This window comes from Bradyrhizobium sp. WSM1417, from assembly GCF_000515415.1.
GTDB lineage: Bacteria > Pseudomonadota > Alphaproteobacteria > Rhizobiales > Xanthobacteraceae > Bradyrhizobium.
The window spans coordinates 4,931,695-4,956,563 of the sequence record NZ_KI911783.1; the positions used below are offsets into that span (position 1 = coordinate 4,931,695).

26 protein-coding genes and 1 pseudogene are annotated in these 24,869 nt (G+C 64.6%); 15 read left to right on the forward strand and 12 right to left on the reverse strand.

Going from position 1 to position 24,869, the window contains the following annotated elements; translation table 11 throughout:
- Window positions 1-3: 3 nt before the first annotated feature.
- The 6 genes and pseudogenes from ilvD to BRA1417_RS0123990 form a co-directional block, all read right to left on the reverse strand.
- Window positions 4-1,854, reverse strand: coding sequence for a dihydroxy-acid dehydratase (ilvD, locus tag BRA1417_RS0123960; RefSeq protein ID WP_027517983.1), 1,851 nt, complete (start codon window positions 1,852-1,854; stop codon window positions 4-6).
- 532 nt (window positions 1,855-2,386) lie between these two features.
- Window positions 2,387-3,655: a DUF1236 domain-containing protein gene (locus BRA1417_RS0123970; RefSeq protein WP_027517984.1), complete on the reverse strand. Its 1,269-nt coding sequence runs from the start codon at window positions 3,653-3,655 to the stop codon at window positions 2,387-2,389.
- Window positions 3,656-3,765: 110 nt separating this feature from the next.
- The gene (locus BRA1417_RS0123975) at window positions 3,766-4,152 is read right to left on the reverse strand and encodes a GrlR family regulatory protein (RefSeq protein ID WP_027517985.1); all 387 of its coding nucleotides are present in this window, start codon (window positions 4,150-4,152) and stop codon (window positions 3,766-3,768) included.
- Window positions 4,153-4,166: 14 nt separating this feature from the next.
- Window positions 4,167-6,200, reverse strand: a complete 2,034-nt coding sequence (locus BRA1417_RS0123980; RefSeq protein WP_027517986.1) for an NAD(+) synthase — start codon at window positions 6,198-6,200, stop codon at window positions 4,167-4,169.
- Between the two features lie 154 nt (window positions 6,201-6,354).
- Complete coding sequence (locus tag BRA1417_RS0123985) at window positions 6,355-7,467, reverse strand: alpha/beta fold hydrolase (RefSeq protein WP_027517987.1); 1,113 nt, start codon at window positions 7,465-7,467, stop codon at window positions 6,355-6,357.
- 11 nt (window positions 7,468-7,478) lie between these two features.
- Window positions 7,479-7,673, reverse strand: a pseudogene (locus BRA1417_RS0123990) (nicotinamidase); the annotation flags it as partial.
- 252 nt (window positions 7,674-7,925) lie between these two features.
- Here BRA1417_RS0123990 and glk point away from each other — a divergent pair.
- The 3 genes from glk (at window position 7,926) to BRA1417_RS44940 (ending at window position 9,551) form a co-directional block, all read left to right on the forward strand.
- Window positions 7,926-8,897 carry a glucokinase gene (gene glk / locus BRA1417_RS0123995; protein ID WP_027517989.1) on the forward strand — a complete coding sequence of 324 codons (972 nt, stop codon included), beginning with the start codon at window positions 7,926-7,928 and terminating at the stop codon, window positions 8,895-8,897.
- 142 nt (window positions 8,898-9,039) lie between these two features.
- Window positions 9,040-9,243, forward strand: a complete 204-nt coding sequence (locus BRA1417_RS0124000) for a hypothetical protein (RefSeq protein WP_007590943.1) — start codon at window positions 9,040-9,042, stop codon at window positions 9,241-9,243.
- A gap of 143 nt (window positions 9,244-9,386) precedes the next feature.
- Window positions 9,387-9,551 carry a hypothetical protein gene (locus BRA1417_RS44940; RefSeq protein WP_198034855.1) on the forward strand — a complete coding sequence of 55 codons (165 nt, stop codon included), beginning with the start codon at window positions 9,387-9,389 and terminating at the stop codon, window positions 9,549-9,551.
- 61 nt (window positions 9,552-9,612) lie between these two features.
- Here BRA1417_RS44940 and BRA1417_RS0124010 read toward each other — a convergent pair whose 3' ends face one another.
- Window positions 9,613-9,990, reverse strand: coding sequence for a response regulator (locus BRA1417_RS0124010; RefSeq protein ID WP_027517990.1), 378 nt, complete (start codon window positions 9,988-9,990; stop codon window positions 9,613-9,615).
- A 111-nt stretch (window positions 9,991-10,101) separates the two neighbouring features.
- On the reverse strand, window positions 10,102-10,893 hold the full coding sequence (locus BRA1417_RS0124015) for a Spy/CpxP family protein refolding chaperone (protein WP_027517991.1): 792 nt from the start codon (window positions 10,891-10,893) through the stop codon (window positions 10,102-10,104).
- A gap of 483 nt (window positions 10,894-11,376) precedes the next feature.
- On the opposite strand from BRA1417_RS0124015, the gene BRA1417_RS0124020 reads away from it, so the two are divergent.
- The 6 genes from BRA1417_RS0124020 to BRA1417_RS44945 all read left to right on the forward strand — a co-directional run bounded on the left by BRA1417_RS0124020 (window position 11,377) and on the right by BRA1417_RS44945 (window position 17,497).
- Entirely contained in the window at window positions 11,377-12,717 is a 1,341-nt protein-coding gene (locus BRA1417_RS0124020; RefSeq protein ID WP_027517992.1) for an ABC transporter substrate-binding protein, read from the forward strand.
- A 136-nt stretch (window positions 12,718-12,853) separates the two neighbouring features.
- Window positions 12,854-13,792 carry a carbohydrate ABC transporter permease gene (locus BRA1417_RS0124025; RefSeq protein ID WP_027517993.1) on the forward strand — a complete coding sequence of 313 codons (939 nt, stop codon included), beginning with the start codon at window positions 12,854-12,856 and terminating at the stop codon, window positions 13,790-13,792.
- Window positions 13,792-14,703 carry a carbohydrate ABC transporter permease gene (locus BRA1417_RS0124030; protein ID WP_027517994.1) on the forward strand — a complete coding sequence of 304 codons (912 nt, stop codon included), beginning with the start codon at window positions 13,792-13,794 and terminating at the stop codon, window positions 14,701-14,703. The genes BRA1417_RS0124025 and BRA1417_RS0124030 overlap by 1 nt, the downstream gene beginning before the upstream one ends.
- Before the next feature lie 6 nt (window positions 14,704-14,709).
- Complete coding sequence (locus tag BRA1417_RS0124035) at window positions 14,710-15,810, forward strand: ABC transporter ATP-binding protein (protein WP_027517995.1); 1,101 nt, start codon at window positions 14,710-14,712, stop codon at window positions 15,808-15,810.
- Window positions 15,811-15,843: 33 nt separating this feature from the next.
- On the forward strand, window positions 15,844-16,833 hold the full coding sequence (locus BRA1417_RS0124040) for a hydroxyacid dehydrogenase (protein WP_027517996.1): 990 nt from the start codon (window positions 15,844-15,846) through the stop codon (window positions 16,831-16,833).
- Between the two features lie 166 nt (window positions 16,834-16,999).
- Window positions 17,000-17,497, forward strand: coding sequence for a hypothetical protein (locus BRA1417_RS44945; RefSeq protein ID WP_027517997.1), 498 nt, complete (start codon window positions 17,000-17,002; stop codon window positions 17,495-17,497).
- A 33-nt stretch (window positions 17,498-17,530) separates the two neighbouring features.
- Here BRA1417_RS44945 and BRA1417_RS0124050 read toward each other — a convergent pair whose 3' ends face one another.
- The gene (locus BRA1417_RS0124050) at window positions 17,531-18,028 is read right to left on the reverse strand and encodes a DUF1993 family protein (RefSeq protein WP_027517998.1); all 498 of its coding nucleotides are present in this window, start codon (window positions 18,026-18,028) and stop codon (window positions 17,531-17,533) included.
- A 126-nt stretch (window positions 18,029-18,154) separates the two neighbouring features.
- Between BRA1417_RS0124050 and BRA1417_RS0124055 the strand changes: the two genes are divergently transcribed.
- From BRA1417_RS0124055 to BRA1417_RS0124065, 3 genes are all read left to right on the forward strand, one after another.
- Complete coding sequence (locus BRA1417_RS0124055) at window positions 18,155-18,937, forward strand: transporter substrate-binding domain-containing protein (RefSeq protein WP_027517999.1); 783 nt, start codon at window positions 18,155-18,157, stop codon at window positions 18,935-18,937.
- Between the two features lie 172 nt (window positions 18,938-19,109).
- Window positions 19,110-20,012: a DUF2147 domain-containing protein gene (locus BRA1417_RS0124060; RefSeq protein WP_027518000.1), complete on the forward strand. Its 903-nt coding sequence runs from the start codon at window positions 19,110-19,112 to the stop codon at window positions 20,010-20,012.
- 179 nt (window positions 20,013-20,191) lie between these two features.
- Complete coding sequence (locus BRA1417_RS0124065; protein WP_007590916.1) at window positions 20,192-20,542, forward strand: hypothetical protein; 351 nt, start codon at window positions 20,192-20,194, stop codon at window positions 20,540-20,542.
- A gap of 62 nt (window positions 20,543-20,604) precedes the next feature.
- Here the strand turns inward: BRA1417_RS0124065 and BRA1417_RS0124070 are convergent, their stop codons facing one another.
- Together BRA1417_RS0124070 and BRA1417_RS0124075 are read right to left on the reverse strand one after the other, a co-directional pair.
- Window positions 20,605-21,009: a cupin domain-containing protein gene (locus tag BRA1417_RS0124070; protein WP_027518001.1), complete on the reverse strand. Its 405-nt coding sequence runs from the start codon at window positions 21,007-21,009 to the stop codon at window positions 20,605-20,607.
- Between the two features lie 25 nt (window positions 21,010-21,034).
- Complete coding sequence (locus BRA1417_RS0124075; protein ID WP_007590912.1) at window positions 21,035-21,733, reverse strand: ribonuclease activity regulator RraA; 699 nt, start codon at window positions 21,731-21,733, stop codon at window positions 21,035-21,037.
- A gap of 247 nt (window positions 21,734-21,980) precedes the next feature.
- Between BRA1417_RS0124075 and pxpB the strand changes: the two genes are divergently transcribed.
- Genes pxpB through BRA1417_RS0124090 form a run of 3 tightly spaced genes read left to right on the forward strand, consistent with a single transcriptional unit; the run spans window position 21,981 to window position 24,549 of the window.
- Window positions 21,981-22,712: a 5-oxoprolinase subunit PxpB gene (pxpB, locus tag BRA1417_RS0124080; protein ID WP_027518002.1), complete on the forward strand. Its 732-nt coding sequence runs from the start codon at window positions 21,981-21,983 to the stop codon at window positions 22,710-22,712.
- Window positions 22,709-23,746, forward strand: coding sequence for a biotin-dependent carboxyltransferase family protein (locus BRA1417_RS0124085; protein WP_027518003.1), 1,038 nt, complete (start codon window positions 22,709-22,711; stop codon window positions 23,744-23,746). The genes pxpB and BRA1417_RS0124085 overlap by 4 nt, the downstream gene beginning before the upstream one ends.
- A gap of 32 nt (window positions 23,747-23,778) precedes the next feature.
- Window positions 23,779-24,549 carry a LamB/YcsF family protein gene (locus tag BRA1417_RS0124090; protein WP_027518004.1) on the forward strand — a complete coding sequence of 257 codons (771 nt, stop codon included), beginning with the start codon at window positions 23,779-23,781 and terminating at the stop codon, window positions 24,547-24,549.
- Here the strand turns inward: BRA1417_RS0124090 and BRA1417_RS44235 are convergent, their stop codons facing one another.
- A complete protein-coding gene (locus tag BRA1417_RS44235) occupies window positions 24,550-24,702 on the reverse strand; it encodes a hypothetical protein (RefSeq protein WP_198034856.1) in 153 nt (50 codons plus the stop codon).
- Window positions 24,703-24,869: the final 167 nt, after the last annotated feature.

Sequence of the window (24,869 nt, forward strand, 5' to 3'; positions counted from 1 at the left end):
TGTTTACTTCGAGCGCCGCTTCACCTCGCGCACCGCGCCGCGCGCGGCGCTGGTGGTGAGCGCGGCGTAGGCCTGAAGCGCGGTCGAGACATTGCGCTTGCGGCCGATCGCCTGCCAGGCGGCATCGCCCTTTGCCTCTTCCGCGGCGCGGCGCTTGGCCAGCTCCTCGTCGGAGACCTCCAGCGTGATGCTGCGGTTCGGGATGTCGATGGCGATGCGATCGCCGGTCCGCACCAGACCGATGGTGCCGCCTTCGGCCGCTTCCGGCGACAGATGGCCGATCGACAGGCCGGACGAGCCGCCCGAGAAGCGTCCGTCGGTGACGAGCGCGCAGGCTTTGCCGAGGCCCATCGATTTTAGATAGCTGGTCGGATACAGCATCTCCTGCATGCCGGGGCCGCCGCGCGGGCCTTCATAGATGATGACCACGACCTCGCCGGCGACGACCTTGCCGCCCAGAATGCCTTCCACGGCAGCGTCCTGGCTCTCGAACACGCGGGCGGGGCCGGAGAATTTCAGGATCGAGGCATCGACGCCGGCGGTCTTCACGATGCAGCCGTCCTGCGCGAGATTGCCGTAGAGCACCGCAAGACCGCCGTCCTTGCTGAAGGCGTGGTCGAGGTTGCGGACCACGCCCTTCTCGCGGTCGGTATCGAGCTCGTCGTAGCGGCGCTCCTGGCTGAACGCGACCTGGGTCGGGATGCCGCCGGGCGAGGCGCGGAAGAAGGTACGGACCGACTCGCTCTTCGAGCGCTTGATGTCCCAGCGTTCCAGCGCGTCGCTCATGGTCGGCGCGTGCACGGTCGAGACCGAGGTGTCGATCAGGCCGGCGCGGTCGAGCTCGCCCAGGATGCCCATGATGCCGCCGGCGCGATGCACGTCCTCGACATGCACGTCGGCGACCGATGGCGCGACCTTGCAAAGGACAGGCACGCGCCGCGACATGCGGTCGATGTCCTGCATGGTGAACTTCACCTCGCCTTCATGGGCGGCGGCGAGCAGATGCAGCACGGTGTTGGTCGAGCCGCCCATCGCAATGTCCAGCGTCATCGCGTTCTCGAACGCCTTGAAGTTCGCGACATTGCGCGGCAGCACGCTAGCGTCGTCCTGCTCATAGTGGCGACGCACGATATCGACGATGGTGTGGCCGGCCTCGACGAACAGGCGTTTGCGGTCGGCGTGGGTCGCGACCACCGTGCCGTTGCCGGGCAGCGCAAGGCCAAGCGCTTCCGTGAGGCAGTTCATCGAATTGGCGGTGAACATGCCCGAGCACGAGCCGCAGGTCGGGCACGCCGAGCGCTCGATCACCTTGACGTCCTCGTCGCTGACCTTGGAATCGGCGGCTGCGACCATGGCATCGATCAGGTCGACCGCCTTGGTCTTGCCCTGCAGCGTGACCTTGCCGGCCTCCATCGGTCCGCCCGAGACGAACACGGCGGGGATGTTGAGCCGCAGCGCGGCCATCAGCATGCCGGGGGTGATCTTGTCGCAATTCGAGATGCAGACCATGCCGTCGGCGCAATGGGCATTGACCATGTACTCGACGCTGTCGGCGATCAGCTCGCGCGACGGCAGGCTGTAGAGCATGCCGTCATGGCCCATGGCGATGCCGTCGTCGACCGCGATGGTGTTGAACTCTTTCGCCACGCCGCCGGCCTGCTCGATCTCGCGGGCGACGAGCTGGCCGAGGTCCTTGAGATGGACATGGCCGGGCACGAACTGGGTGAAGGAGTTGACCACCGCGATGATCGGCTTGCCGAAATCGCCATCCTTCATGCCCGTCGCGCGCCAGAGGCCGCGGGCGCCCGCCATGTTACGGCCGTGGGTGGTGGTGCGGGAGCGATAGGCTGGCATGGCGGTTTCCGTCCTCGGGTTTGGCTGGCCGGGCGGGGCAAATTTTCGAAGCCGCCTCAGGCCTTTCCGGCCGGATAGCGCACGGGGGGAACGCGCGCAACGGGAACTTGGGCCCGGCAGGTCTCCCCTGCTCCCGGCGCGGGCTACAAGTCGGCGCTTCGGGCTCACCTTCCCGATGGTGGCCGTCGCGCGCTTGCATTGGTTCGGGCAATCGCGCGTGCAGGCGCATGCGCCGCGAAAATTCAAGCGCGATGAAATCCGTAGTCGTCCGGAATGGAATCCTATTCCGATGTCGCGTACATCGCGGGACATCGATCGGCGGCCTTCCAAGGGCATCACCCTCTGATCGCGCACCACGGGGTTGGGGGACTACGTGGGGCGGGGGGATCAAAGGCTGGGGCAAGGTTACGAGGTCCGGACTCCTAGGCACTCCGGACCTCGGGACTTTCTAGATTGAACGTGATTTCGCGCCGCCGGCTTGATCAGCCGTGCGGCGCGAAGTCGTTTTGGCGTTGTTATGCCGACACGGGCGCTAGCGCGTCTGCGGCTCGATCGTCACCGTGCAGTCGCCCTGCCCTTGGGTCGCCACCACGATGTTGCCCGCGGGGGCACCGAGGGCGATCGGCGCGGACGAGCCGCCGCCGGGCATCTGGACGGTTACGCTCAGGGAGTCCGTTCGCGCGGTCGAGCCTACGGTCGAGGGCTCTGCCTGGGCCACATTGCCCGAGGCGTCACGCCGCATGATCTGGCAGTTCACATTGCTGCCCCCGGCCGCGCTCCCGCCTGCCGCGGCCATGCCCGACGAGGTGCCGCCGCTCATTTGCGCACGTGCTCGCGACGGATCGCGGGGCACCTGGCTGACGATGCGATGCGTCCGCGGCTCCACAATGACGACGTCGTCACCCGTCGTAAAATATTCGTAGTCTCGATACTCGGGCTCGATCGAGACGATCTCGGGCGGAAGCCTGTGGAGGCGCACGCGCGAGGGAATGGTCTCGCCGACCCGGATCGAGATGTTCAGATTGCGCTCCGGCTCCGCCAGGCGTGCACGGCTCACCGTTTCGGAGATCCGCACCTGCTTCTCGGACGTCACCTGCGTCTGCTGATTGGCCTGGGTGTTGGTCTGGGTCGTCTGATTGGCTTGATTGGTCTGCGTGCCTGAAGTTGCAGGCGCAGTCTGGGCGTTGTTGGTCGGGGCCGTGCGGTTCGTGTCGGTCGCCGTGGCTGGCCGGTTGTTCTGCTGCGCCGGCTGCTGCTGCTCGGCCGCGTTGCGCGGCGGCTGGGTCTGGTTGCGCTCGTTCTGGTTGGCCGCGGTGCCAGCGCGCTCGTTCTGCTGGCTAGACGTGCCGGACTTGGACTTCTCGGACTCCGCCGTTGATTTCTGCGGCGCGGACTTGTCCGGCTTCGTCTCGGCGCTATTCTTGCCGTCGCGTCCCGGTTTCGTGCTCTCCGCGTCGCGGTTGCGATCGCGCGAAGGCTCGCGAGATTCTTGGGCCTGATCCTTCGACTTCGGCGGGTTGCGCTCGGCCGAACCGGTCGGCTGGCGCTTGTCGTCACTCGCGTCCTGCCTGGCAGCGCCGCCCTTTTCCTCGCGGCCAGCGCCCTGCAATCGCTCCTGGGCGCCCTGCGCGCGCTCTTGAACACGCTCTTGCGCGCCGCCGCGCTGCGGCGCAGCGCCTTTCGCCGGCTCCTCGGTCCGTTTCGGCTCATCCTTTCGCTCACTGGGCGCCTGGGCGTAGGCGAAGCCGGAAGCAAGCATCAGTCCGATAGCTGCGGTCGATAACATCAAGTGCTTGCGCATGGTCCCTCTCCTCGGAAATTCGCAACAACAGACGCGAACGTTCTGTGGGTGCGAAGGTTCCTGATCAGGAACGAGGGCCGATCACGCGGGTCTCACATTTCGCGGCGGTCTTACATCGGGTCCTTCAGCGTGAGCCGCGCCGTGAATGTCACGCTGGTCTTGCCGACCAGCGCCATGCCTTCGACCTCGGCGCCGTCGGCGGAGTAGTCGCCCGAAAAGCCGCAAGTCACTTCCCTGCCGCCGAAGGCGAGCGGCTTGCCGACGGCCTCGGTGTGCTGATTGACGGTCATATCGCCGCGCCATTTCCCGTTCCGGAAGGTGTAGCTGCCGTTGTAGTAGAAATAGCTGTCGCCGCCCATGATGCGGCCATCGCAGAGCACGACGACGCCTTTGGCCTGGCCGCGCTTGCCGTCGCGCATCTCGATCTCAAAGATGTAGAGGCCGTTGAGGACCTTCTGTGGGTTGGCGCCCTGCTCGGGCCCATCGCCGGCCGACATCGCTCATCTCCCGTTCAAACCGGCACATTCCGTTCGAGATCTTCAAGCCACGCCGCCGCGCTCGAATCCGACGGCGCGCGCCAGTCGCCACGCGGCGACAATGAGCCGCCGGCCGAAACCTTGGGTCCGTTCGGCATCGCCGAGCGCTTGAACTGGCTGAAGGCGAAGAAGCGGCGCAGGAACACCTCCAGCCAGCGGCGGATTTCCTTGAGATCGTAGGCCTTGCGCTTGTCGGTCGGAAACGCCGGCGGCCATTCACCCTCGGCGACGTCCTTCCACGCCTGCAGCGCCATGAAGGCGATCTTGGACGGGCGCATGCCGAACCGCAGCGTGTAGAACAGGTTGAAATCCTGGAGCTCGTAGGGACCGACGGAAGCTTCCGTGCTCTGCGGCTTCTCGCCCGGCTCGGCGGGAACCAGCTCCGGCGAGATTTCGGCCGACAGGATCGATCCAAGCGTTTGGTTCACATCGTCGCTGAACTGCCTGGACGCAATCACCCAGCGGATCAGATGCTGGACCAGCGTCTTCGGCACCCCGGCATTGACGTTATAGTGCGCCATCTGATCGCCGACGCCGTAGGTGCACCAGCCCAGCGCGAGCTCGGAGAGATCGCCGGTACCAATCACGATGCCGCCATTGTGGTTGGCGAGCCGGAACAGATAGTCCGTTCGCAGGCCCGCCTGCACGTTCTCGAACGTGACGTCGTAGACCTTCTCGCCCTTGCCGAAGGGATGGCCGATGTCCTTCAGCATCTGCGTCGCCGTGGTGCGAATGTCGAGCTCCTGCCAACTCGTCTGCAACGCCTTCATCAGCGCCAGCGCATTGGTCTTGCTCTCGCTGCCGGTGGCAAAGCCGGGCATGGTGTAGGCGAGAATGTTTTCGCGCGGCAGGCCAAGAAGGTCGACGGCCTTCGCGGCGACGATCAAGGCGTGGGTGGAATCGAGCCCACCCGAGACGCCGATGACGACGCGCTTGGTGCCGGTCGCGCGCATGCGCTGGACGAGGCCCGCGACCTGAATGTTGTAGGCCTCATAGCAGTCGTGCTCGAGCAGGCTCTCGTCGCTCGGCACGAACGGAAAGCGTTCGACCTTGCGCAGGAAGCCGATATCGGCGGCCGGCGCCTTCAAGGCGAAGCTGACTTTCCGGAAGAAGGCCTCGCGCTGCCGGCGGTTGTCGTCGAAGGTTCCCATCAGCGCGCGTTCCTGCCTGAGCAGGTCCAGATCAACGTCGGCATATGTGATCTGGCCGCCCTGGCGGAACCGCTCGCCTTCGGCCAATAGCACGCCGTTCTCGTAGATCGAGGTCTGGCCGTCCCAGGCCAAATCGGTGGTCGATTCCCCTGCCCCGGCCGCGGAATAGACGTAGGCCGCCAGGCAGCGCGCCGAAGTCGATTGGCACAAGAGCGCGCGCGAGCGGGCGCGGCCGATCGTGATCGGGCTGCCCGAGAGATTGATCAGCACGCTCGCGCCCGCAAGTGCGAGCTCGGAGGCCGGCGTCACCGGGATCCACATGTCCTCGCAGATCTCGACGCCAACGGTCAGGCCCGGAACGTCCTCGGCCGCGAACAGGAGGTCGACGCCGAACGGAGCATGCACTCCGCCAAAGGCGACCATCTCTCCGACGATGCCGGCGCCGGAGGCGAAATGCCGTCCCTCGTAGAACTCGCGATAGGTCGGCAGGTAGCTCTTGGGCACGACGCCGAGGACTTTGCCGCGATGGATGACGACCGCGCAATTGTAGATGCGATTGCCAAAGCGCAGCGGCGCGCCGACGATCAGGACGGTCATCAGGGACGAGGATGCCTCGACGATGGCCACGAGCCCGCGCTCGACCGCATCGAGCAGCGGATCCTGCTTCACGAGATCTTCGATCGCATAGCCGGACAGGCACAGCTCGGGAAACACGGCAACCGCCACCGACTGCGCGTGGCAGTCCTTCGCCGCCGCCAGAACCGCAGTCGCGTTGGCCGTGGGATCAGCCACATGAGAGGTGGTGACGCAGGCCGCCACGCGCGCAAATCCGTGGGCATAGATCGAGTGGAAACTCATCGAGCACAGTCCCTTTGTCTCGTCGCGACCGGCCTCCGCCAGCTCTGGACTCCATTTAACCCATCGACATGGCCCCGTGCAGGCCATTCGACGGAATGCATAACGGATTTGCAGCTTCGCTGCCCGGCGCCCGGCCCTTCTCTTGGGAACAGTCTCAGGCTCTGCGCACCAGCATGCCGGACAGATCGGCGCGCAGCCACTCGGCGATCCGGGGCCAGGCATGGGCGTGGGTCCGCGCGCCCATGAACAGACCGAGATGGTTGCAGGCCTCGGAGGCCGCCGCGATGAAGGCCGGTGGGGTGCCGAGCAAACCGGCGGTGGCGAGCGCCTGCGCAGCCGGCACGACGTCGTCGTCGAGCCCGGCCAAAAGGAAGACCGGCGCCTTGACGTCCTTCAGATCAATCACCCGGCCGAGTGCCGTGAATTCGCCGCGCGCGATCCGGTTCTCCCGGAATATCCAGTTGACGATCTCGAGATAATAGGTGCCGGGCAGATTGAGAGGCTCGGCATTCCAGCGCTCGAAGCGTGCCAGCAGCTCCGCATCTTCCTCGCCGGAGAGGTCGCTCTGCAGCGCCGTCGCGATGTCGTCGCGGCTCGGCGCCTTCGACCAGACGCGCAGCATCTCCTCGCCGCTGACATTGCCGCCGCCGCGCGCGACGAGCTGGTCATAGACCATCTCCGGCGCGTTGCGGGCGAGCTGCGACAGCCTGGAGTCGATCGAGAGGTCGACGGGCGCGCCTGCCAGCACCAGCCGCCGCACCTTGGCGGGAAAGCGCGCCGCATAGAGCAGCGACAGCCAGCCGCCCTGGCACAGGCCGACGAGATCGACCGGCGCGCCGATTTCGTCGACGGCGACGTTGAGATCGCCGAGATAGCTGTCGATCGAGAGATAGCGCATGTCGGGTGCGGCCGAGCGCCAGTCGGTGAGATAGATCCGGTCGATGCCGCCATTTTGCAGGGACTGCACCACGCTGTGGCCGGGCGCGAAGTCGGCGATCAGGGCCCGGTGCAGCGCATAGGGCGCGCAGACCAGGGCCGGCTGACCGGACCTCGTCCGCGCGCAATTGCGCAGGCGCATGGTCGCGAGCTCCAGTGCGACCGAGTTGGGCGTGGTCCACGGCAGGCTGCTGTCGGCTTGCTCCGGCGGACGCTCGAGCCATCCGAAGCAGGCATCCATCGCAAGCCGAGCCGCAGCGAACGGCCACAGCAGCGGGTCATCCGGGACCGGGCCCGGTGCGCGCTGCTGTTTGCCGGTCTTCTCCGCCATGGCTATCTCGGCGCAAAGGAGGCATGACCGCGGGGATGCCAGTCCTGGGTCAGCACCACATTGGCGAATTTTTGGGCGATCCGATTGATGGCGGGGACGACCTTCTCGCCGCCGGTCACGGCGAGCGCCCCGCCCGTGCAAAAATCGTTCTGCACGTCGATGGCCAGCAGCACGTCGCGGTCGGAAATCCTCATCGCATCGTCCATTCCAGGCCATCCCGCGCGGCCGGCGCCGAAGTCACATCCAGTGTCGATCTTCCCGCGCTGCTTCGCAACCACCGAGAAGGTGCGGCGGTCTGCGCGAATGCACCCCGTCGATGCCGGATGCAACGGTTTGGGCGGATGCGTGTTGACTAGATCCACCCGGGGACGGATTCTGACAGCCGTTCGCGTCTTGCGATCGGATAGAGCGGAGGAAGCGGTTCCCGCAGCCGGAAAGGCTGCGGCAGCCATACGCACATGACCATCGGCAAGACAGAACAGATTCTTCTCGCCGATATCGGCGGCACCAATGCGCGCTTTGCGCTCAGTCAGGGCGACCAAACCGGACCGATCGACTACGTCAAAGTGGCAGACTTCCCGACCGTCCGGGAAGCCATTGCCGATGTTCTCGCACGCCGCGCCGACGGCAAACCGCCCCCGAGGGCCGTGCTGGCCGTCGCGGGTCCGGTGACCAACAACCGCTGCGTCATGACCAACAGCCCGTGGGTCATCGACGGCAACGAGCTTCAGCCGGCCCTCGGCTTCGACAGCGTCCATGTTCTCAACGATTTCGAGGTGGTGGCCTGGTCCCTGCCCGCCCTGCAGCCCGCCGACCTGATCCCGCTCGGCGGAGGGGATGGCCTTTCCGGAGAGCCGCTGCTGGTGGTCGGCCCCGGAACCGGCTTTGGCGTTTCCTGCCTGGTCGAGCGCCACGGCTCACGGCTGGCCGTCGTCACCGAGGCGGGCCACGCGACCTTGCCGGCGGAGGACGAGCGCGAGGAACGCGTGATCGCGTGCCTGCGCCGACGCCTCGGCCATGTCTCCATCGAGCGTGGCGCATTGTCCGGTTCCGGCCTGCAAAGCCTCTACGAGGCGCTGGCCGAGGTGGAAGGCGTTCAGGTGCCGCATCGCGATGCGGCCGCCATCACGAAGGCGGCCCTGGAAGGCAGTTGCGAGCTCAGCCGCAAAACGCTGGAGATGTTTTGCGCCATTCTCGGCTCGGTCGCGGGCAATCTCGCGGTGACCTTCGGCGCACGCGGCGGCGTCTATATCGCCGGCGGAATCGTGCCGCGCTTTCCCGAGTTTCTTGCAGCCTCTGCATTCCGGGCGCGCTTCGAAGCCAAGGGACGCTTCCAGGACTATCTGCGCGACATCCCGACCAGGCTGGTCACGAAACCTGATGCGAGTTTCGTCGGCCTGACGATGTTCGCCGAGCACAACCAGCCTTAACGGCGCGCGCCTCCGCCCGGGGGTTCCAGTCATGCACAGCTGATTGCACAGCACGCCCGCGCGACGCGGGATCGTGCTTGCGCGCACGTCGCGGATGAGAAACAATCCTGGCTTGTGTGTGGCGTAGTTGCGGGGGCGTGACATGCGTAAGCAGGATCTGGGTTTCGACTATCACCGCTATCACCGCCTGCTGCTCGAGGCGGACGACGATGGCAAGCGGCTGGCCCTGATCGAGCTCTTGATCGAGGAAAAGGCGCGTGACCGCCTCGCCGCCCAGCGCGCTTCGGACCGCGCCGCCATGACGGCCCACACTATCGCTACCGTGCTGAAGAACGGGCGCCAGTAAACCGAGTAATTGCGCTACGGTGCCCGAAAACGCGACATCAATTGCCATTTCGTTAACGATCCCTCGAAAGCTCGCGTCAAACTTTTTGCTCTAGAAGTTCCCTCACCTGATGCAATTCAGGGGCAACAAAGGGGGGAATGAACATGAGCATGATTTCGATCGGCACAATGCCGGCCACCATCGAAACGCGTTTGGCCGATTCTTCGCTTTCTTCATTCAAGACCATCTTACTGTTTTGCTGCACGGGCCTGGTCGCCTCGTTCGGCCTGATGGCGCGCGGCATCGATCTCGGCGCCGGCCTGATGTGAGACCGCGACGCATTCCGTCGCGAATGGCCGCCCCTGACGGGCGGCCATTTTGTTTTTGGTCTCAGTGCGGCGTCTTCGCCAGCGATTCCGGAAACATCGAATCGATCATCGCCTTGAGCTGATCGATCGAAATCGGCTTGCGCAGGATCGGCCGGCGCCGGAGCAAGGACGGCAGCAGCTCCGGACCGTAGCCCGTCGCGAACAGAAACGGCTTGCCGCGGCGCTCGATCAGATCGGCAACCGGATCGACGTAGAGGCCCTTGAGATTGATATCGAGGATCGCAAGATCGTACTGCGCGGTCATGGCGAAAGCGCTGGCGTCCCGAACATTATCCGCTTCCGCGATGACGTGGTGGCCGAGTTCCTCCACCATGTCCGTCATCATCATCCGGATCAAAGTCTCGTCTTCGACCAGGAAAACGGAGAGTCCGTCCGCCATATCAACCCCGCCATCAGCTTCCGAAGCTAATCATAACCGAATCGCGAAGAGGATTCACGAATTCGTGGCGGGGGCCCTTAACGTAGGCGCGCCCGATCCGATTCAACTTGATCAATCCAGTCCTCGTTCGTGGCTGAGCCGCACCATCTCCTGTACGAACACCTGCTTCTGCTTGTCGTCGAGGCTCGAATAGAGGGGCTCGGCGGCGTCGGCGACATTGCGCTGGTCAGCAGCGCGGTCGATCAGGAATTGGGCCTCGTTGCGCATCTGCTCGACGATGTCGTCGGGCGGATCCCGCTTGGCGCGCGCAACCCGCAGGTTGAGCCGCTCGGCACCGTTATGCCCGAGGTAGTGCATGGCGCTCGAGAAGCCGTACCAGTGCTTCTCCTGGTCGGGCGTAAGATTCAGTTCGGTCTTGATCCGCTCGATATAGGAGTCGCTGTTGGTGACGATCTGGTCGGCGGTCAATTGCGGTGCGCCGGTCTGGGTCAGGACCGTGACATCCTTGTCCTGCGGCGCGTTCTTCGCCTCCTTGCTGGCCTTGGCGCCCTTGCCCGACTTGGCGCTCTTGGCATCCTTGTCCTTGCCGGCGCCCTGCTTGGCGTCCTTGGCGGCGTCCTTACTCGAGTCCTTGCTCGGATCTTTGGCGGCAGGCGCCTGATTGCCATTATTGCCAACGCCGAGCACGCCGGTGAAGACACCGACCACGCCGCCGATCGCGCCGCCGAGCACGCCGCCGACCGGACCTGCCGCCTTGTTCCCGGCCGCCGCTCCTTCCTGAACGCCTTTGACCAGGCCTTGAGCGTTCGCCACCGCGGCTGCGCCGAGCAGCAATACGAAAACGGACCCCAGCGCGAACCATCGTCGCAGGTAAAGCCGCGCGGGCGGCGCCGGGTTGATCATTCTGGTCTCCATCTCGATCTGATTAGGCTGTTGGGGGTGAGAACCACCCGCCAGTTGCAACTCTATCGTTTTCACCGCTTCGAGGTCTAGCCACCGACAATTGCTATCCACGCCCGAAAAGTGTTTGCCGCGAGGCGCTTATGCAGGCTCCTTGGAAACTGCGGCGTAATTGCGCACACTCGGCCCGGCGCGCCCGCACCAAGTGTGCGTCGCAAAATGACTGATCGTGGTTCATGGCCCGCGCATGACGTCGAGCGCACTGCCGCGTTCCAGCACACAACGTTAGTTCTAGGCGCAAGCCGTTCGGTTTTCTCGACAGACGCAATCAATCATGATCTGATCGCGCTACCAATTTGCCATCGAAGCCGACGGCATCAATAAGAAACGTCGAACAAGAAACTTTAGAAAAGAAAATCAAAAGTAGAACTCGGAAGAGTTCAGAGGAAACGCCAGAACAATAAAACACCCAAGCGAGGAAACGAGATGTCACGCAAGACACTGACGCGACGTCAATTTGTGGCTGCCACTGCAATGTCCTCCGCGGCGCTGATCACGGCGCCCTATGTCCGGGGCGCTTACGCCGCCGGCAAGCTCTCGATCGGCTTCTGGGACCATTGGGTCCCCGGCGCCAACGCTGCCTCCACTGCGCTCGTCAATGAATGGGCTGCAAAGGAGAAGGTCGAGGTCTCCATCGACTACATCACCAGCAACAACAAGAAGCTCGAACTGACCGTCGCCGCCGAGGCGCAGGCAAAATCCGGTCACGACATTCTCCAGATGCCGACGTGGTGGCCGCACGCCTATGCGGACCAGCTCGAGTCGGTCAGCGACATCATGGAGCCGATCATCAAGCAGAATGGCGAGGTGAACGGCACGACCAAATATCTCGGCCAGGCCGGCGGCAAATGGCTTGCCGTCCCTGCCACCGTGGGCAGCCAGATCAAGGGCCCCTGCTCGCGCATCGATCTGATGAAGAAGCATGCCGGCATCGACGTCCAGGAGATGTATCCGGCCGGTGGCGTGCCCAAGGACGAGAACTGGACGATGGACGTCTTTCTCAAGGCCGCCGAAGCCTGCAACAAGGCCGGCGTCCCGTTCGGGATCGGCCTCGGCGAGACCACCGACAGCGTCGATACCGCCGGCGCGATCTTCCAGTCGTTCGGCGCCGAGCTCGTCAACGCCAAGGGCGACATTACCGTGAAGACGGACGCCGTGCGTCAGGCTCTCGAATTCTACAAGAAATTGATCGCGGTGCTTCCGGCGGATGCGGCCTCCTGGGATGACGCGTCCAATAACAAGTGGCTGATCTCGGGCCGCGGTGCGCTGATCCTGAATCCGCCGAGCTCGTGGGCCGTTGCCAAACGCGACGCACCACAAGTCGCCGAGCAATGCTGGACGCACGGCATGCCCGCCGGTCCGAAGGGCCGTTTCGCACCCTTCCTGCCCTATTTCTGGGGCGTCTGGGCCTTCGGCAAGAACAAGGAAGCCGCCAAGAGCCTGCTGACCCATCTGTCGCAACCGTCGTCGATCGAAAAGTTCGTCGCGGCGAGCGGAGGCTACGATCTCCCGGCTTTCGCGAACATGACGAAGCTGAAGACGTGGGCCGAGGAAGGGCCGCCGAAGGGTACGCTCTATAGCTATCCCGACCCACATGGCCGCCAGACGATGTCGATCGCGGCCTCACCGGCGCCGCCGAAGATCGCACAGCAGATCTACTCCCAGGCGACGCTGACCAAATTGGTGCTGCGTTACGCACGGGGCGAGACCATAGAGCAGGCGCTCGCCTGGGCCGAGGGCGAGTGCGAAGGCTTCATGCGGAGCTGATGCCGGGTATGTGCCATGGCGGTTCACGCATTGCCGCGTGAGCCGCCGAAGGTTCCACCCCTTTCCATCGCCTTCCGAGGGATGCCGACCGATGCGGGCGGCTTCCCTGTTGAACGTACCGCAAGAAAGTCTGACCATGGCCGATGTCGTCGTTGAGCAAGCTCGCTCCGTCCGTGCCGCGAGCCCGCGCAAAAGGGCGAGCCTCCAAAATGCACTCAGGCGGAAGTCGACGATGGCGTTCTTCCTGACGCTGCCGCTGATTCTCCTGATCGCGCTGTTCGTGCTCTATCCTGCCTTCTACTCGATGCATCTCGCCACGCTGAACAAGTCGATGCAGAAGTTCGTCGGCCTGAGCAACTTCACCTTCCTGTTCAAACGCGACACGTTCTGGATGGTGGTGAGGCAATCTTGCATCTTCGCTCTCACCGCGGTGTTCTTCAAAGCGTTGATGGGCTTCATTGTCGCCCATTTCGTCCACAACCTGCCGGCCAAGGGCCAGCGCAAGTGGCGCGGCATGCTGCTGGTCCCCTGGGTCATCCCGCCGGCGATGAGCACCCTGGCCTGGCTGTGGCTGTTCGATCCCTCCTACAGCGCCTTCAACTACACGCTCTCGTTCTTCGGTGTCGGCCCGATCCCCTGGCTTGGCGACACCTTCTGGGCCCGTTTCTCCGTCATTCTCGTCAACATCTGGTACGGCGCACCCTTCTTCATGATCATGTATCTGGCTGCGCTCAAATCGGTACCGGACCAGCTCTACGAGGCGGCCGCGATTGACGGCGCTAATTGGTGGCAGAAGATCTGGCACATCACCCTGCCGATGATGCGCAACATCATCGCCATTACGACGCTGTTCTCGTTGATCGTCACCTTCGCCAATTTCGACATCGTGCGCATCCTGACCTCGGGCGGCCCGTTGGATTCGACGCATCTGTTCGCCACCTGGGCCTTCCAGGTCGGAATCCAGAGCAGCGACATTCCGCTCGGCGCATGCGTCTCGCTGTTCATGGTACCGATCCTCGCAGTCGCGGCGATCTTCATCCTGCGCGATGTCAACAAACGTGGGAACGCAGCCTGATGAGCACGCTTGCAATCGACAAGGGCGGTCCCACGCGCAAGGTCAAGTACCGAAGCATGAGCCGGGATCGGACATGGGCGCTGCGCTGGTCCTACTTCTTCCTGGTGCTGTTCGCGATTTTTTCGCTCGTCCCGCCGATCTACATGCTGATCACCTCCCTCAAGAGCAGCGCGGAGATTTCGGCGGCCACCAATCCCTGGTGGGTGTTCCATCCCACCTTGGCGAACTACGTCGAGCTGTTGACGTCGAACCAGTTTTTGCGCTTCTTCTGGAATTCGGCGGTCGTATCCATCGTCGTTGTGTGCGTCACCATGCTGATCAGCATTCCTGCGGCGTTCGCGCTGGCAAGGATGAAGTTCTGGGGCTCGACGACGCTCGCGACTGGTGTTTTTCTGACCTACCTGGTCCCGGACAGCCTGTTGTTCATTCCACTGTTCAAGATGCTCGCAGCGGTCCAGGACATCACCGGCATCACGCTCCTCAACCGATGGTACGTGCTGCTGTTCATCTATCCGACGCTGACGGTGCCGTTCTGCACCTGGATCATGATCGGTTATTTCGCCTCGATCCCGAAGGAGCTGGACGAGGCGGCGCTCATCGACGGCGCCTCCTGGCTCCAGACCCTGACGCGGATTTTCATTCCCGTCGCGCTGCCCGGCCTGATTGCAGCGACCATCTTCGCCTTCACCGTGTCCTGGGCGCAGTTCCTCTATCCCCTGGTGTTCACGACATCCATCGACCAGCTCGTGCTGCCGGTCGGCATCACCACCACGCTGATCAAGGGCGACGTCTTCAACTGGGGTCAGATCATGACCGGCGCGCTACTGGGCGCGGCCCCGCCGCTGATCATCTACGCCTTCCTGATGGACTATTACATTGCCGGCCTGACCGCCGGCGCGACAAAGGGTTGATGTCTTATGGCTGAAGTTGCGTTGCGGAAGGTGGTCAAGCGTTACGATGAGGTCGAGGCGGTGCGCGGCATCGATCTCGACATCTCCGACCATGAGTTCATCGTGCTCGTCGGCCCCTCCGGCTGTGGCAAGTCGACGACGTTGCGGATGATCGCGGGACTCGAGGATATCACCGACGGCGACATCATGATCGGCGGGGACGTCGTCAACGACGTGCCGCCAAAGGACCGCGACATCGCGATGGTGTTCCAGAACTACGCGCTTTACCCGCACATGACGGTCGCGGAGAACATGTCGTTCGGGCTGCGGCTCAAGCATTATCCCAAGGCCGAGATCAAGGCGCGGGTGACCGAGGCCGCCCGCCTGCTCGACATCACCGACCTGATCGACCGCAAGCCGAAGCAGCTCTCCGGCGGCCAGCGCCAGCGCGTCGCCATGGGGCGGGCCATCGTCCGCAACCCAAAAGTCTTCCTGTTCGACGAGCCGCTGTCCAATCTCGACGCCAAGCTGCGCGTGCAGATGCGGATCGAGATCAAGAAGGTGCACCAGAAGGTTCGCACCACGACGGTCTACGTCACCCACGATCAGGTCGAGGCGATGACGCTGGCGGACCGCGTGGTGGTGATGAACAAGGGGCGGATCGAGCAGATCGGCACCCCGAACGAGCTCTACCACAAGCCGGCGACGCGCTTCGTCGCGGGCTTCATCGGCTCGCCGGCGATGAACTTCATTCCGTGCCGGCTCGAGGAGGTCAGCGGCAAGCTCAACGTCCGCCTGACGGACCGCATCTCATTCCCGTTGCCGCCGGCCCGTGCCGCCCGTTACAGCGCGCTGCCCCGAACTGAAAACCTGTTGCTCGGCATCCGTCCCGAACATCTCACGGAATCGCATGCGCATCTGGAGCCGGGTGTCGAGACTTTCGACACCGTGCTTGATGTCACCGAGCCGATGGGAATGGAGACGCTGGTCTATTTCGGCCTGGAGGGCACGCCGATCTGCGGCCGTGTCGATCCCAATGCGGGCGCCAAAGACGGCGGCCCCATGCGTTTGGCGATGGACCTCAACAATATGCACCTGCTAAACGAGGCGACCGGCGCCGTCTTGTGACGGCCGGCCAAGAAGCTCGCGCAGGTAGGGACGATGTCGACCAACAAGAAGAAAATCTTTGTCACGCAAACTTTGTCGCAAGGGGCACGCGCCCTCCTCACCCAGCGAGATGACATCGAGCTCATCGAGTTTCCGAACCTGATCTCCGCCAAGGACTTCGAAGCCCTGCTGAAGAGCCACGCGCCGGTCCATGGCGTGGCGCTCGGCGCCACCGCTTTCGGCGAGACCGAGCTCGAAGCCTCAAAGGACATGAAGGTGGTGACGCGCATCGGAGTCGGCTACGACGCCGTCGACGTCCCCGCCCTCTCCCGCCGCAAGGTGCCGCTGATGGTCGCGGGCAGCGCGAACTCGCCCTCGGTCGCCGAGCAGGCACTGTTCATGATGCTAACACTGGCAAAACGCGCGCAGGAGATGCATTCCTGCGTCAAGGACGGCAAATGGGCCGACCGTCTCGGCATGCTGCCGTTCGATCTCTACGGCAAGACCGTTCTCATCATCGGCTTCGGCCGCATCGGCACCCGCACCGCCAAGCGCTGCCTGGCGATGGACATGAATGTGCAGGTCTATGATCCCTACAAGGCAGCCGCAGAGATCAAGGCGGCAGGCTGCGAGCCGGTCGCCGATCTTGATGCCGCACTGGCGCACGCCGATTTCGTCACCATCCACTGCCCGAAGACGCCGGAGACCGTCGGTCTGTTCGATGCTGACAGGATCGGCCGGATGAAGCCGAAATCCTATCTCATCAACACCGCACGCGGCGGCATCGTGAAGGAGACGGCGCTGTACGACGCGCTGGTCTCGGGCAAGCTCGCCGGTGCCGGCATCGACGTGTTCGAGATCGAGCCGCCGCCGGTCAGCAACGCGCTGTTCGCGCTGCCCAACGTCATCATGGCCCCGCATGTCGCAGGCGTCACGGTCGAGGCGGTGAGCCGGATGAGCGAGCAGACCGCGCGCAACATCCTGAGTGTGCTGGACGGCGATCCCATCCGGCAGAACATCATCAATCAGGATGTCCTGGGCTGAGCTATCTCCAGGGCGGGCGGCCGACCCCCGCCTTCGGAACGCCAGAATGAGTCCCATTTTGGTGCAGATCGAGCCCTCACTCAGCCTTAATCAAACCCGCGTAATAGGTCCGGCGCGGCGGCAGTGGGACAGACTTGCCGGCCGCGTCGAGCTGGAGGATGGACCCTTGTCAGAGATCGACCCGACCGACCATGCGTTGGCGACCATCGCCAGCATCCTGGAGCACCCTGAACCCGTCCTCGTCGTGCGCGAGACCGAGACCGTGCGCGAGACCGAGACGGTCACCGTGACCGAAATGGTGGTTGCCGGTGAGCATGGGGTCACCGACGAGCACCCTGTGGTCGACGAGCATCCGGTGGTCGAGGAGCAGCCGCTGGTGCCGGAGCACACCGACGCCGACGGCTACAGCAAGGTCGGCCCCGGGCCGATGGTGGCGATCCGTCTGAAATGGACGGTCCATCGCGGCGACGACGGCCAGTTCTACGTCCACGAGACCATCGGCGAGCAGTCGGTGCCCGTGGTCAGCGGCCCGATGACCGGCGAGGCCGCGGTGCATTTCGTCGACGCGCACGAGGACGAGGCCCATCGGCGCTTCGAAGAGCTGCGCAGCGAGATCGCCGGCCGCAGCTCGCTCGCCGATTACGAGCGCAAGGGCGAAGCCTAGCGCGTTTTCGCGCGAAGTGGCTGCCGGTTCGGCTTATCGCCGTCCGAGATAATCCTTCTTCACGAGTTCGACGCCTGCGTGCCGCAACAGGTCGTAGGCTGTCGTGACGTGAAAGAAGAACTGCGGGACGCTGAAACTCAGCAGCAGCGTCCGCCCGGTGAAGGGCAACTCGGTCCCGTTCTTCAGCCTGAAGAAGACATTCCGGTCCGCCGCAGCATTGATCTCCGCGCGCGGCAGGCTTTCGATGAACTCGATCGACGTCGCGATGCGGGCCTGCAGTCCGGCCATGTCGTGCTCCAGCACCGGCAGCGTCACCGGCTCGCGGTCGGCCAGCAAGGCCGCGGCGACCGTGGCATGGCGGCAGGCCTCGCCGATCTGTTGCGCCAGATCGTACATGTCGGGCGCGATGCGCATGCCGAGCAGGACGGCCGGATTGAACTTCCGGGCTTCGGCATAGGCAACGCCCTTGTCGAGCAGTGCGGACAGGTTGCGCAAGTAAGGCACGAAGACGCCGACCGAGGCGTCATACATCGAGATCGTCACTTCAAAATTCCCTTCACTTCCGCCTCGCCAGCCACGGGCATCTGATCTAAATCCAACCCTCGAGAGCTGCACAATGACAGCTTGGGCATGGGTGGAAAAGAGATGATCGTTCGAATGACCAGTCGAATTCTGGCGACCTTGGCCGTGGTCCTGCTGGCAAACCTTTCGGCGCAGGCACAGCAGGCGGCGCCGTCCCGCCTCGACGAGATCGTCAAGCGCGGCACTTTGCGCGTCGGCATGACCGGCGACTACAAGCCCTTCACCTATCTCGACAAGACGACGCAGCAGTTCAACGGCTTCGATGTCGACATGGCGGAGGCGCTCGGCAAGGCGCTCGGCGTCAAGGTCGAATTCGTACCGACGGCCTGGCCGAAGCTGATGAAGGATTTCGAGGCCGATCAGTTCGACATCGCGATGGGCGGCGTCTCGGTCACGCTGGACCGGCAGAAGAAGGGCTTCTTCTCCACGCCGATCATGCGCGAGGGCAAGACGCCAATCGCGCGCTGTGCCGACGTCGGCAAATACCAGAGCATCACCGACATCGACAAGAAGGGCACCCGCGTGATCGTCAATCCCGGCGGCACCAACGAGCGCTTCGCACGTGCCAACATCAAGGACGCCGAGATCACCGTCTTCCCGGACAATACCGTGATCTTCGACGAGATCGCCAAGGGCAATGCAGACCTGATGATGACGGATGCCTCCGAGACGCGCTACCAGCAGAAGCAGCATCAAGGCGTGCTCTGCGCAGTGCATCCCGACAAGCCGTTCGACTTCTCCGAGAAGGCCTATTGGCTCCAGCGCGACGTGGCGCTGAAGGCGTTCGTCGACCAATGGCTGCACATTTCCATGCAGGACGGCAGCTACAAGAAGATCTACGCCGCCTGGTTCGACTAGGACCGCGTCCTCCTGTCGCTTGTCCCGGCCAAACTTTGGACCGGCTCCGGTGTTATTGAACCCGCAACCGCCGGAGCACGACTCATACGGTGACAGTGATCTAGATCACTTTTTGCGATCGAACCGGGGCGTAAGCGTCGGTGCGGGGACCACCTGTTTCAGGAGATGCGAAATGAGGAAGCTGTTGGCCACGGCCGCATTCCTTTTGGCGAGCACCGCTGCGCAGGCGCAGTACACCTTCGACTATGGCGGGCGGACCATCCGCATCGATCCCGACCGCGGTACGGTGCAAATCCCCGGCGTCTACGACAACACCGGCCAGGGCAAGGCGAAGAAGACCAAGAACGATGCCAAGGGGGCTCCCAAAGCGGACCCGCAGGCACCGCAACAAGCCAAAGCTGACCCGCAGCCGCCGGCCAATGCGGCCCCCGCACCTGTCTCGGCGCCTCCGGCGGCGGAGCAGGCCCCTGCCCAAGCTCCCGTCCAAGCCCCCGTGGCCGTCGCGCCTCCTGCCCCGCCGGCGCCTCCGCCCACCACGGCCAACAACGCTCCGGCCGAAGACGCGCTTGTGCCGCCGCCTCAGCCGGCCCCGAGTGCTGCCCCGACGGCAGCCGCAGTACCGCCCGCACCACCGCCGCCGCCCGCCCCGACCGTCGCAGCCGCGCCTCCGGCGCCGTCTCCGGCTCCCGTCCCGGCGCCTGCTCCCGTTCAGTCGGCTGCCGTCGCGCCGCCGGCTCCCGCAACCGCGCCCACGCGCGACCTCAATTCGCCGCTCGGCGTCTGGCTCACCGAGGAGAAGGAAGGCAAGGTCCGGATCGAGCAATGCGGCAGCAATCTCTGCGGCTACTCGGTCGATTCGAAATCGAACCAGAATGGCGAGCAGGTCCTGATCAACATGAAGCCCGGCAAGGACCAGAACAAGGACCCAAAATGGTCCGGTCGCATCCTCGATCCGAACTCCGGCTCGACCTACGATTCAACCATCGCGCTGAAGGGCACCGATCGCCTGCGCGTGCAGGGCTGCGCCTTCGGCGGCATGTTCTGCGGCGGCCAGACCTGGACGCGGGTGAACTGACTTCGGGGCGACACTCTGACCGAGACAAAGGGCCCGCAATGCGGGCCCTTTTGCTTTTGCCGCCAAATCGATTGCGACGTGCGCGACATCACAGAGCCCGTCGCGCGCGTGACAGCCCTCACATCGCCGGTTCCGACGCCGTGACACGATGCCCGCATGATCAACCCCAGGGGCGTGTCATGAACGGATTTCGCAAGGCTCTCTTCGCCACCATCATTGTCATCGCGTTGCCGGCCGCGCAGGCCAGCGCCAGCACTTTTGACGGCGCATGGAATGTCCGTATCTCGTCGTCGAGCGAGACCTGCGGTAACGGCTCGACCGTCGCGATCGGCATCAACAACGGTCAGATCGCCTCGAGCAGCGCCATGGTGACGGCGTCAGGCCGCGTCGCGGACGCGGGCAGCATCAACGTCACCTTGAGCACCGGAATCAAACGCGCCGTCGGCTTCGGCCGGCTCAGCGGCACTTCGGGCTCCGGCACCTGGCGCGGCAGCATGTGCACGGGCACCTGGACGGCGGAGCGGATGTAGGGTGCTGTGTCCCGGACGAACAGCGACGCAAAGCGTCGCTGCGCAAAGCCGGGTCACGCAAATTAGCCGACCGCCGCGCCGTACTCCGCGTCGGTCACCGGCTCCAACCAGGTCGAGAACACGCCGTCGAGCGCTTCCTGCATCGCGATGTGGGTCATGCCGTTGGTTGGCGACCCGCCGTGCCAGTGCAGCTCGCCCGGCGGAATCCAGACGGTGTCGCCGGGGCGGATCTCCCTGACAGGGCCGCCCTTGGACTGGACCCGGCCAACCCCCGAAATCACATAGAGCGTCTGCCCGAGCGGATGGTGATGCCAGTTGGTGCGCGCGCCCGGCTCGAACGAGACGCGCGAGCAGTTCAGCCGCGCCGGCGCGGGCGCCATGATGACGGGGTCCTGCCACACGGTGCCGGTGAAGTGTTCCCCGGGCGCACGGCGTGTCGGCCGCGTGCCTGCTACAGTGATCTCCATTGGATTTACCTCGTTTCCTTCCCGATTACTTCTTGCTTGCGGCGTAGCGCGCCTTGGTCTCGGCGTTCATGGGATAGAGGCCCGGGAGCACCGCGCCGTTGTTCACCTCGTTGACGATCCAGGCTTCCATCCGCTCCTGCTCAACGCCCTCATTGAGCACGTGTTCGAGCATCGCCTGCGGGATCAGCACGCAGCCGTCCTGGTCGGCGACCACGATGTCGTTCGGGAACACCGCAACGCCGCCGCAGCCGATCGGCTCGCCCCAGCCGACGAAGGTCAGACCGGCAACCGACGGCGGCGCGGCATAGCCGTCGCACCAGACCGGCAGGTTGGTGCCGAGCACGCCCTCGACGTCGCGCACGACACCGTCGGTGACGAGTGCGGTGACGCCGCGCTTCATCATGCGCGCGCACAGGATGTCGCCGAAGATGCCGGCGTCGGTGATGCCCATGGCGTCGACCACGGCGATGCAGCCCTCCGGCATCGCCTCGATCGCGGTGCGGGTCGAGATCGGCGACGACCAGGATTCCGGCGTCGCCAGATCCTCGCGCGCCGGCACGAAGCGCAGCGTGAAGGCCGGTCCCACCAGGCGCGGCAGACCCGGGCGCAGCGGACGCGCGCCGCGCATCCAGATGTTGCGCAGGCCCTTCTTCAGCAGGACCGTGGTGATGGTGGCAGTGGTGATGCCGGCGAGGGTCTTGCGGGCTTCGGGGGACAGCGACATGGAAACAGACGAGCTCCGGATGGGCGGGAAAGAACGCGCGCATCTTGCGGGGTGCGAGCCTTGCGTCAAGGGCCAACAAGCTACCAATCATGCAGGGCCGCAGCGCAGTTATGCGTCGCGATAACAAGGCTTTATCGCCTCCCCCTGCATTAATTTATTGGACTTGCGGGCGCATTTACGCGAAGCAGGAATAAGCGGAGCTCAAGGCCGAGCCCGCATATCTCCAGAAGCCCGATTTCGACAGCCCATGTCCGCGACGCTTCCCCCGCCCCGCCTTCTGCCCAGTGGCGACAGCGCCGTCACGGTCGAGTTCAGCCGTACCATCGACGACGACGCCAACCAGCGCGTGCTGGCGCTCGACAAGGCGCTCGCAGCAAGCCCGATCGATGCCATCACCGAGTCCGTGCCGACTTATCGCTCGCTGCTGGTGCATTACGATCCCGGCAAGATCGGCTTCGACGCCCTTGGCGAAAAGCTGCTCGCGCTCGCCAGCCAGCCGCTGCCGCCAGCCACTAAGGCGCGCCGCTGGCGCATTCCCGTCGCCTATGGCGGCGAGCACGGCATCGACCTCGAGGACGTCGCGAAGGCGCTGAACACCACGCCCGACGACATCGTCGCGCGCCACGTCGCCGGCGACTACAAGGTCGCCATGATCGGCTTCACGCCGGGCTGGTCCTATCTCAGCGGGCTCGACAAATCCCTGCAGATGTCGCGGCGGCAGAATCCGAGGCTGCTGACGCCTGCCGGCACGATCTCGATCGGCGGCATCCAGGCCGGAATCCAGTGCCTGGCAGCACCGAGCGGCTGGCACCTGCTCGGCCGCACGCCAGTGCGGACCTATCAACTCCACCGCAATCCGACCTTCCTCACCGAACCCGGCGATCGCGTGACGTTTTTCGCCATCGACCATAAGACGTTCGAGGAACAGGACCGCGCCGCCGAAGCCGGCGAGATCATTGCCGAGCAGGTGGTCGCATGAGCCGGCTCGTGATCGCCAGCATCGGGCCTGCAAGCTCGGTCCAGGACGGCGGACGCCATGGAGCGCAGCGCTATGGCCTGACGGTCAGCGGCGCGATGGACCGCCTGTCGCTTGCCGCAGCGAACACGCTTGTCGGCAACGAGCCGTTCGCAGCCGCTGCCGAGGTCGGCCCGTTCGGCGCCGCGTTCACCGCGCGCGACGGTGCCGTGCGCGTCGCGGTTTCAGGCGCGCCACGCAATGCGGACGTCGCGGGAAGTCCGGTCGCCATGGACACATCGGTGACGCTGAAGGACGGCGAGACGCTGACGCTGGGCTTTGCTCGCAGCGGCGCGTTCACTTATCTGGCGATCGAAGGCGGGATCAAGGGCGAGCCGGTATTCGGCAGTCTCGCGGTCAACGCCCGTGCCGGTCTCGGCAGTCCCTACCCGCGCCCGCTGCAGGCCGGCGACGAATTCACCGTCGATGCCGCAAGCGGTGCACCAGAACTGCGCATCGAATTGCCGAAGCCGTCGAGCGGCCCGATCCGCGTCCTGCTCGGACCGCAGGACGACGAGTTCGACGACGCCAACAAGGCCCTGTTCCTCGACAGCGAGTGGAAGATCTCGGCGACCTCCGACCGCATGGGCTACCGGCTCGAGGGCCCTGCGATCAAGCATCTGCACGGCCACAACATCGTCTCCGACGGCACGGTCAACGGCAGCATCCAGGTGCCCGGCAACGGCGCGCCGATCGCGCTGATGATGGACCGCGGCACCTCCGGCGGCTATCCGAAGATCGCGACCGTGATCACGGCCGATGTCGGCCGTCTCGCGCAGACCTCGGCAGGAACGGCGTTCCGCTTCAAGGCGGTCAGCATGGCCGAGGCGCAGGATGAGGCAAGGAAATTTGCGCAGCTGATCCGTAACCTGCCCGATCGCCTGCGCTCCGCCGACACCGTCGCGCTCAACATCGAAGCGCTCAGCGATGCCAATGTCGCGGGCTATGCTGTCAGTGCCGTCGATGCCGGGACCTGGCAGGTTGCAGCCGAGCCGTAAACGACAAGACGACCAGAGACGGAGAGCACCCCATGAAGACGATCGATCTCAATTGCGATCTCGGCGAAGGTTTTGGCGCGTGGGAGATGGGCAACGACGCCGCCATGATCGAGCTGGCGAGCTCGGTCAACGTCGCCTGCGGCTTCCATGCCGGCGACCCGGATATCATGCGCCGGACGGTCGAGCTGGCGAAAGCGCGCGGCGTCTCGGTCGGCGCGCATCCTGGCTATCGCGACCTGCACGGCTTCGGTCGCCATCCGATCGCAGGCCTGAAAGCCTCCGAGATCGAGAACCTCGTCGCCTACCAGATCGGTGCCCTGCAGGCGATCGCGACCGCGGCGGGCCACAAGGTCACGCATGTGAAGGCGCATGGCGCCCTCTCCAACGTCGCCTGCGAGGACGACATGACGGCGAAGGCGATCGCCGCCGGCATCAAGGCGGTCGACCCCAGCCTGATCTTCGTCGTGCTCGCCAATTCGAAGCTGGTGAAGGCCGGCGAAGCCGCCAATCTGCCGATGGTGCATGAGGTGTTCGCCGACCGCGCCTATGAGGATGACGGCAATCTCGTCTCGCGCAAGAAGCCGGGTGCGGTGCTGCATGACGCCAAGGCCATCGCCGACCGCGTGGTGCGCATGGTGCAGGACGGCGCGGTGGTCTCGGTCATGGGCAAGGTCATCAAGATGCGCACCGACACGGTCTGCATCCATGGCGATACGCCGGGCGCCGTCGACATCGCGCGCGGCCTGCGGCAGGCTTTGAAGGACGCAGGGATCGAGGTCGCGCCGTTCAAGCGCGGGGCGTGATCAGAACGGGTGCACCGACAACGTGCCGAACACAATGGCGGCGATGACCGCGAAGGCGCTGTACATCGCGGCATGATGCACGCTCGCAGCGGTCCGCCGCGAGAGCGAGCGCGCGTAGAAGTGCAGCCTGGCTTCCGCCGATAGTTCGCGCATGGTCGATCTCCAACGCCCCATTTGCGGATTATGAGGGATCAACCGGGGTGGCGGGCAAGAGTCCCGCCAAAATAGCGATGCGGGTTCTCTCAAAACCCCGCGCCGCAGGAGCAAATTCTCTCCGCCCGCGGGTTCCGAGAATCTTATTCGTTCAAATCCGAGCCAGT